Source organism: Candidatus Solincola tengchongensis (genome assembly GCF_015711935.1).
Classification (GTDB): Bacteria; Actinomycetota; Geothermincolia; order Geothermincolales; family RBG-13-55-18; genus Solincola_A; species Solincola_A tengchongensis.
In genome coordinates, this window is the sequence record NZ_JACVJJ010000022.1 from 91,060 (window position 1) to 99,165 (window position 8,106).

Genomic DNA, 8,106 nt, shown 5'->3' on the forward strand with positions numbered 1-8,106 from the left:
TACACCGTCGTTTTTCCTCATGTGAAGGCTTGCGTGCTTCTCGTGTGCCTTGACCTTTGCCGCACACGATCACTGGTGGTTCGCCGCCTTTCGGCTCGCTCTGCTCATGGTCGAGTGGCTCCGCTGCATCTCCGGCCTTCACGGGAGGTCTAGGCCTCCGGAGAGGAGCTCTTCCAGGTCGTAGTTCACCCCCTCTATCAGCCAGGAGCCGCCCTTTTTCTGCAGGTAGAACACCAGGCCGTCATCGCCGAACTGGTATATCGCCAGAGGAGGGCCCTTCGTTTCCCGGGAGTAAACGGTAACCCTTCCCCTCACCGGGCTGGACTCCGCGAAATCGCCCTCCGTCCGCGTCCTCCAGCTCAGGGAGGAGAATTCCAGACGGTACCTGGAAAAGAGCTCCAGGAGGCGGTCCCGCGCCCCGCCCACGTTCTCGTTCCACAGGATTCCCAGCTGGCCCTGGGGGTCCACCAGCGCCATGGCCCCCTCAAGGTTCCCTTCCTCCAGCCTTCGCACCGCCTCTTCCAGAGGTCTCTGGGCCGCCGGGGTGCGGAAGAGTTGGAGGAAGGCGATGAGCCCGGCCAGCGCGGCGAGGAGGACGACGAATCCCCACTTGACGGCGTTGCCCGCCATGTTTACCCTCCGCTCCCTCTCTTCGGGATCGCGTGTCGATTCCATGTAGGGCGCCTTCCTCACTTGCGCTGGACCTGGGTGCGTTTTGCCATATACACATTATCCTCACCGGCGGGCGCAAATGCCACGGGAGCGAACCGTCATCGCCATTATCATCGGCATCTTTCTGGAGCCCGCCGTGTCCTTCATGGTGCGCCATCGGTTCCCGCGCTGGCTGGTCACCCTCATCACCATGGTCGTCACGTCGTGGTGGTGGCGGGGCTGGTTACGGTCATCCTCTACGGCATCTCCACCCAGGTCGAGGCCATAGGCGCGCAGGTGGAGAGGGCCGTGGAGAGGATTCGGGGCTGGATGGACAATCTCAAGGTGAGTGGCGGTTTTGCCCGTTGGGCACAGGAACAGATAGAGAGGGCCTGGCCTACCGTCACCAGTGGCATCGCCATGAGCTGACCGGGGGCGTGCACGGCTTCACTTCTTTCCTGGTGGGGTCGTTCATCGGCTTTTCATCCCCATGTTCATCCTCGCCGACGACGGGACCAACAAGAGACGGGGTCGCCGGGCATCCGGGCGTGAAGCGGGAGACCGGCGAGATGATGTTGAACGAGGCATATTCCTCCATCCGCGGCTATTTCAAGGGCACGACCATCATCGCCGCCTTCGATACCGCCCTTATGGTGGCGGCTGCGCTCATCCTCCGCCTCCCCCTCGTGGGGCCCATATGCCCGGTCAGCTTCGCCACCTGTTACATACCCTCTTTCGGCGGGTACCTGGGAGGGGCCTTCACGGTGATCATCGCCTTGGCGGCAAAGGGGCTGACGGCGGGGCTGGTGATGCTGGGGCTGGCGATACTCATCCATACCGTGCTCCAGAACCCGGTGCAGGCGGTGGCCTACGGCAAGACCCTCAACCTGCATCCCCTTTCTCGCCCTCCTGGGTGCCGTCTTCGGCGGCATATTCGGGGCCATCATCGCCGTGCCGCTGACGGCCGTCTCCATCAAGGTGGCCGGCGAACTCAGGCGAACGCGAGCGGGGGAGGGCTCCTCGGCAGATGATCTTCCAGAGGACCGCCACGGGCCTGGATGACGGGGTTTCTCCCCCGCCTCCACGATCGAGGATGGACATCCGCCGCGCTGGAAGAGGCACTTTCCTCTGGACATGCCCTGGGCCGGATGGCGGAGGTCACACGGCATCTGGAACGCGGCCCCTTGCACGTGAGAACCCGTCCATCATCGGCCCGGGAAAGACGGACCGCAGGTCCCAATCCCCTTCCCGGAGCCTTTCCTTTTCCGAGGAAGCAAGAGGCGGCGCGATCGCCTGACCCCGATCCCCGCAGGAAAAGAGAGCGGATCCCCCATGCACCCGTGGCCCGGGAAAGACGGACCGCAGGCCCCAATCCCCTTCCCGGAACCTTCTCCTTTTCCGAGGAAGCAAGAGGCGGCGCGATCGCCTGACCCCGATCCCCGCAGGAAAAGAGAGCGGATCCCCCATGCACCCGTGGCCCGGGAAAGACGGACCGCAGGCCCCAATCCCCTTCCCGGAACCTTCTCCTTTTCCGAGGAAGCAAGAGGCGGCGCGATCGCCTGACCCCGATCCCCGCAGGAAAAGAGAGCGGATCCCCCATGCACCCGTGGCCCGGGAAAGACGGACCGCAGGCCCCAATCCCCTTCCCGGAATGCTCTCCTTTTCCGATTTGGCCAAGCGGACACACCACCTTGATAACGATAGGTCAATAACGATACGCATATGGATCGGACAGGAGGTCTTCGGCCCCTTCGATCTCTTGGGAAAGCCGCATGGGGTCTTTCCTACTTCTCGGAGAAAAGGAAAACCATAGGTTCATTATATGGGCTGTCCGACAGAATGGGTGAGATCTTGGGCACTTATCTCAAGCTCTCCCCGGGAGGGAATACGGAGTCGCCTGTAGCCTCTCCTTTGCCTGGGTAATGGAAAGGTAATCCATATGCCATTCCTACCGGGCTGATGGAATATAAGGTTTCTGTTCGCATCCTCATAGGGAGGAAGGAGGGACCCATTTCTCCTTACCCGGAGTTGCGGGAGGCTCTTAGGTCACTCCTTAACCCTAGCCGGGATAGGTTATAGGATAGGAAAAAGGGGGTAATGTCGTGACCTCCCGAGAAGATGCGGGAAAGCGGACGTCGTTCCGAGGCGGATAACGCGGACGTTAAAGACATGGAAGGCTATACCGACGGAAGGAGCGCTCGAGGTCCAGGGGATAAGGCCTGCGCGTTGTGCGGGGCCGTATCGCCCCACGTGTCCGCTTCTCTCCGCCTGTGCCCTTCCTGTGCCCTGCGAGGGGGCGAGGAGGTGGAGGGATTCGTCCGCGAGGCGCACGAGCGGACCCGGGCCCCCTTCGGGCTGCCGACGCTTCCGCCCCGCGCCGAGGGGGGCAAGTCCTGCCGCCTGTGCGGCAACCGTTGCCGGATGGGGGAGGGGGTGAAGGGGTTCTGTGGGCTGCGTATGGTAAAGAATGGTAAACTGGTCCACCTCTCGGGAACCGCGCGCCAGGGCGTCCTGGAATATTATTACGACCCCCTGCCCACCAACTGCGTTGCCGACTGGGTGTGCGCCGGGAGCGCCGAAAGGGGGCGCTTCAACCTGGCCGTGTTCCTGGGCGCCTGCTCCTTCGACTGCCTCTTCTGCCAGAACTCCCAGTACCGCCTCCTTACCGCGCGCCTGGCGCCGGCCTGCACACCGCAGGAGCTGGCCCGGGCCGCCGACGAGAGGACCGCGTGCATCTGTTATTTCGGCGGTGACCCATCTCCCCAGATGCCCTTCGCCCTGCGGGCCTCCGAGCTGGCCCTGGAGATGAGGGGAGGCGGGGTGCGCATCTGTTGGGAGACCAACGGAAGCATGCATCGGGGGCTCCTGCGGCGCGCCCTGGAGCTCTCGCTGGGGAGCGGCGGGTGCGTGAAGTTCGACCTCAAGGCCTTCACCCCGGCCCTCCACCGCGCCCTCTGCGGCACGGACAACAGGCAGACTCTGGATAATTTTGCCTACGCGGCCTCGCGCCTCTCGGAACGCCCGGACCCCCCTCCGCTCATCGCCAGCACCCTCCTGGTCCCCGGTTACGTAGAGGCTGAGGAGGTGGGGCGCATCGCCTCCTTCATCGCCTCCCTGGACCCGGGCATCCCCTATTCGCTTTTGGCTTTCCACCCCCAGCACGCCATGCGGGATATGCCCGTGACCTCGCGCCGCCAGGCGGAGGAATGCCTGGCCGCCGCCCGCGAGGCCGGCCTAACCCGCCTGCACCTGGGGAACGTGCACCTCCTGCACTGACCCGCTTTTAAGGGACTCCCGGGGCATGAGCACCGCTCCCGGTTCGTCTCGGATATGAGAAGTTCCCTCCACTCCCGGGAGCCTCAAAAGCGAGGAGATCGTGAAGGATGTGAGAGGAGGGTATCATACGGTTTGAGAGGAGGGTATCGTACGGTTTGAACCGTGGCACAGACAGGAGCGGAAAATGGCCTTGAAACCTCGTTTATCCTCGAACACAACGGCGCACATCGCCTGGTGGAACTCGAACGCGGGCATGGAACGGTGGAAAGGGATGGCGACATCGCCTTTCAGCGGGATGCCTGGGTCGCCGCATCATGTCCTCGCGTAGCCTGCACCGGTTCATGCGTGCGTCGGTGAGGAAGACGGAATCCCCTCCCGCACGGCCGCCGCCGGCCGAATCCCTCCAGGCCGCCGGCGCCTCGCGAGCGGCGGGGTGGGTCTCGCCTCGCCCCTCGTACCGCCCGTGGACCTCGGGGCGGCAATGGACATTCAAAATGTCGACGTTGATGTGTAAACTGGCTATGTATCACAGGTGGCGCATAGCGAGGAGCGTTGGTCGTGGACAGGAGGTCGGGATACGGGGGCGGTCGCGCGAGGACCGCCGCCGGGCGCGCTTACCCGGGAGGGAGGAGGCCCGGCAGGAGGAGGATGAGCAGGAAACGCGCCTTTGCCCTACTGCGCGCCTTCACCATCCTGGTGGTCCTGATAGTGGTGGTCCTCGCCCTCTCCCACGCCGGGCCCTTCAGCTGCGGAGGCTCGAAGGAGGGGGCCGTGGAGGTGGGTGCGGAGGGCGCTGCCGGGGCCGGCGAGGAGCAGACCCCACGCCGGCCCAACCTGAAGGAGTCCAATACCGAGCCTCCCACCATCGCCATTGTCGTGGACGACACCGGCTCCTCGTCGGACACCCTCGACCTGTGGCTGAAGATAGACGCCCCGTTGACCTTTTCCGTTTTCCCCTACTGCACCGACCTCAACTGGATGGTGGAGAAACTCTACGACGAGGGCTACGAGATAATGCTGCACATGCCCACGGAGAACCAGCCCCCCAACAGCTATTCCGGGTACGGACAGCTGTCCGTGGGGATGACCCGGGAGCAAGCCTTCTCCGCCCTGGACAAGGCGCTGGCCAGCATCCCCCACGCGGAGGGCATCAACAACCACCAGGGCGGTAAGGGATGCAACGACCTGCAGCTCATGACCTACATGTGCGAGTGGGCGAAGGAGAGGGGGCTGTATGTTGTGGACAGCAACGCCTCCACGCACAGTATGGTCTCGGAGGCGGCGGTCAGCCTGGGCATGCCGAGGCGGCGAAACCAGGTCTTCATCGACAACAGCCGGGACCCGGAGAGCCTGCGCACCATGATGCGCAGGCTGGCGGACGTGGCGCGCCAGAACGGGACGGCCATCGGCATCTGCCACTTCAACCATCCCAACGTGCCCAAGGTGGTGGGGGAGATGATAGAGGTCCTCCGCGCCGAGGGCTTCCACTTCGCCTTCGTCCGCGACGTGAGTAACTGATGAGTCCTTTTCCGGGGAACGGTTACCCATACCATGGGCTTGTCTAGGTTACCCGTGTCTGTTTCAGCTCGAGGGTGTTTGGGATTTGGTTTCCGATGCATGAAGGCTGAAATATATGGGGGTACACATGCGTCGTTGCCAAAGACCGAAGGGATCCACTTGGATTTCCCGGCCGTAAGCATGATGCAGTCACCTATCAGGCGGCCTACCTATGTTCCTCGGTAGGCGGTCCTCTTCTCATGACTCGGTGTGCTTTTCAGTCTTACGTTCGTCCCTTTCAAATCGCGAAGGGTAGAAGCCGCACGGGAGCTCCAGGCCGTGGCGCTCGAGCAGGGCCTCGTCTGAGAGGACGTCGAAGACCTCGCCGTCGGCCACCACCTTTCCGGCGTCCATGATCACCACGCGCTCGCAGTTCTCGAAGACGAAGGGCAGGTCGTGGGTGACCACTATCTTCGTCACCCGCATCCCTTGAAGGAGCTCGGAGAGCTCCCGCCGGGCGCGCGGGTCGAGGTTGCTGGAAGGTTCATCCAGCACCAGGAGGTCGGGGTTCATGGAGAGCACGGTGGCGATGGCGGCGCGCTTCTTCTGTCCGAAACTCAGGTGGAAGGCGGATTTCCTCTCCAGTCCCGAGAGGCCCACCTCCCGAAGGGCCCGTCCCACCGCTTCCGCCACCTCCTCCCGTGAGAGGCCCATGTTGAGGGGCCCGAAGGCCACGTCGTCGAAGACAGTGGGGGAGAAGAGCTGGTCGTCGGGATCCTGGAAGACCAGCCCCACCCGGCGCCGTATCTCCCGGAGGTTCTCCTTGACCACCGGGAGCCCGAATATCTTCACCTCGCCGCGGCCCTCGAGAATGCCGTTCAAGTGCAGGAGAAGGGTGGACTTCCCGGCCCCGTTGGGGCCCACGATACCCACCGATTCACCCTCCTCCACCAGCAGGTCCACGCCGCGCAGCGCGGGGGTGCCATCGGGATAGGCGTAATAGAGCCCCTTGATCTCCACCGCCGGTCTGTGATGCATCCTCGTTCCCTCTTTCCTCTCTTTTCCTCACGATCCTACCGTGTTCTCGATGATACTCACGTCAACGCTTCGCCGGTCGATACCGGATCTCCAACTCCCGGAAGCCCGTGCCCTGAGCGCGAGACCTTTATCCTGCCCCGGCTCCGAACCCTTCAAGAGAGCAGCCTGGCGGCCAGGGGGAAGAGGGCCACCAGGGCCGCGAACCCCGCCTCCAGGATGCCGAGCTCATACGCATAAAACGTGCGCACCCCACCGCCGCCGTAACCGCGGGCCAGCATGGCGGCGTACACCCTTTCCCCGCGCTCGTAGGAACGCAGGAAGAGCGCCGCGATCATGTGCCCGACAACCTTAGCCTGCCACAGCCACTTCCCGCTCCAGCCCCGGGAGTCGCGGGCCCTCCGCATGCGCTGCGCCTCGTCCACCAATACGAAGATGTAGCGGTAGGTGAAGCTGAGCAGGGAAGTGAAAAGGCGTGGGACCCGCATCTTCTCCATGGCCCCCAGAAGGTCGGAGAAGGGGGTGGTGGAGGAGAGGATTATCACCGCCAGCACGCTCACCGTGGATTTGGCGGCCACATTCCAGAGGATCAGAAGCCCGTGACCGGAAATCCTCACCGGGCCGAGGTTGTAACTCCCCCCGCCCTTGCTGAAGAAGGGGATGAATGCCGCCACCACCATTATGAAGGGGAGCACCACGAGGAGACGCTTGAGCACATGCTTCCACGGGAGGCGCGAGAGCACGATAAGGGCCGCTTCCAATCCCAGGTAGGCGACAAAGGCCGCGTAGAGGTGGGGAGGAGTGGTCACGCAAACCACGACGAGGGTCGCGAAGCCCACCAGCTTGGCCCGCGGGTCCAGCCGGTGCACCGGACTCTCCAGGTGGCTGTAGCGGTCCAGGAAAGCGTGTTTCATCCGTTCACCACTCAGACTCGTGAACCCCGCCCACTCGCGGGTCCCGTCGCATCGCTTACCTCCTCCAAAGCCGTACCCTCTCCTCGCGGGACCACTGTGGTGCCGGGCTGGTTCCCGCTCCGGTCCTCGAACCTGCGGCTTTCGGGGATCCCCGAATCTCCTGGTCTCCCAGTATCCCCTCTCCTCCAGGCCTCCATCCGTTCGACCCTCCCTGTGAGAGGGGCTTTAAAGCACGTTTTAACCCCACCCGTTCCTTTAATGCGCTTTTTCTACCGGAAATCGTATCTGGTCCCGTGCGGTCGCTAGATCTGTCCCGCGCGGTCAAGGGACACCAACTGCCCCTTTCCGGTCTTTTTTCTTGAGGACCAGCGCCAACCCCCAGGCGATGAGAAACACGGCGGCCGTTCCTACCAGGCCGGCAAGGGCGGTGGCCAGCCTGGTGGGCTCCTCGACCACCTCGCCGCTATCCTCGTCCACCGCTTTCTCGGTCAGACCGGGAATGGCGTAATCAGGAATCGGGGCGCTATCCCAGGCAGGGTCGGTTTCCTCCGCCTTTTCTATAAATCCCTTGTCCTCGGCCACCCTCTCCAGCCCGTCCGGGGCGGATGAGGCCCAGGGGCTTACAAGTAGGGCCAGGGCCGCGGAGACCAGGAACCCGGCGAGGATGAAAAGGTAGATTCCCTTCTTGCGCGCTTCCATCACCGGCTCACCTCCGAATCGACGGGCACGGCCG

General features: G+C 63.6%; 8 protein-coding genes. 4 read left to right on the plus strand and 4 right to left on the minus strand.

Annotation, left to right across the window (positions count from 1 at the left end; all coding sequences use genetic code 11):
* Nucleotides 1-138: 138 nt before the first annotated feature.
* Nucleotides 139-675 carry a hypothetical protein gene (locus H7007_RS01465; RefSeq protein WP_287152712.1) on the minus strand — a complete coding sequence of 179 codons (537 nt, stop codon included), beginning with the start codon at nucleotides 673-675 and terminating at the stop codon, nucleotides 139-141.
* A gap of 207 nt (nucleotides 676-882) precedes the next feature.
* Between H7007_RS01465 and H7007_RS01470 the strand changes: the two genes are divergently transcribed.
* From H7007_RS01470 to H7007_RS01485, 4 genes are all read left to right on the plus strand, one after another.
* Nucleotides 883-1,080 (plus strand): hypothetical protein, encoded by a 198-nt coding sequence (locus H7007_RS01470; protein WP_287152713.1) that lies wholly within the window; start codon nucleotides 883-885, stop codon nucleotides 1,078-1,080.
* A 119-nt stretch (nucleotides 1,081-1,199) separates the two neighbouring features.
* On the plus strand, nucleotides 1,200-1,682 hold the full coding sequence (locus H7007_RS01475; protein ID WP_287152714.1) for an AI-2E family transporter: 483 nt from the start codon (nucleotides 1,200-1,202) through the stop codon (nucleotides 1,680-1,682).
* A gap of 1,273 nt (nucleotides 1,683-2,955) precedes the next feature.
* Nucleotides 2,956-3,927, plus strand: a complete 972-nt coding sequence (locus H7007_RS01480) for a radical SAM protein (protein WP_287152715.1) — start codon at nucleotides 2,956-2,958, stop codon at nucleotides 3,925-3,927.
* A gap of 648 nt (nucleotides 3,928-4,575) precedes the next feature.
* Nucleotides 4,576-5,445 carry a divergent polysaccharide deacetylase family protein gene (locus H7007_RS01485; RefSeq protein ID WP_287152716.1) on the plus strand — a complete coding sequence of 290 codons (870 nt, stop codon included), beginning with the start codon at nucleotides 4,576-4,578 and terminating at the stop codon, nucleotides 5,443-5,445.
* Nucleotides 5,446-5,682: 237 nt separating this feature from the next.
* Here H7007_RS01485 and H7007_RS01490 read toward each other — a convergent pair whose 3' ends face one another.
* From H7007_RS01490 to H7007_RS01500, 3 genes are all read right to left on the minus strand, one after another.
* Entirely contained in the window at nucleotides 5,683-6,462 is a 780-nt protein-coding gene (locus H7007_RS01490) for an energy-coupling factor ABC transporter ATP-binding protein (RefSeq protein ID WP_287152717.1), read from the minus strand.
* A gap of 152 nt (nucleotides 6,463-6,614) precedes the next feature.
* On the minus strand, nucleotides 6,615-7,373 hold the full coding sequence (gene cbiQ, locus H7007_RS01495; protein ID WP_287152718.1) for a cobalt ECF transporter T component CbiQ: 759 nt from the start codon (nucleotides 7,371-7,373) through the stop codon (nucleotides 6,615-6,617).
* 321 nt (nucleotides 7,374-7,694) lie between these two features.
* Nucleotides 7,695-8,106, minus strand: a 412-nt coding sequence (locus tag H7007_RS01500) for a PDGLE domain-containing protein (protein ID WP_287152719.1), incomplete at its 5' end; no start/stop codon positions are given.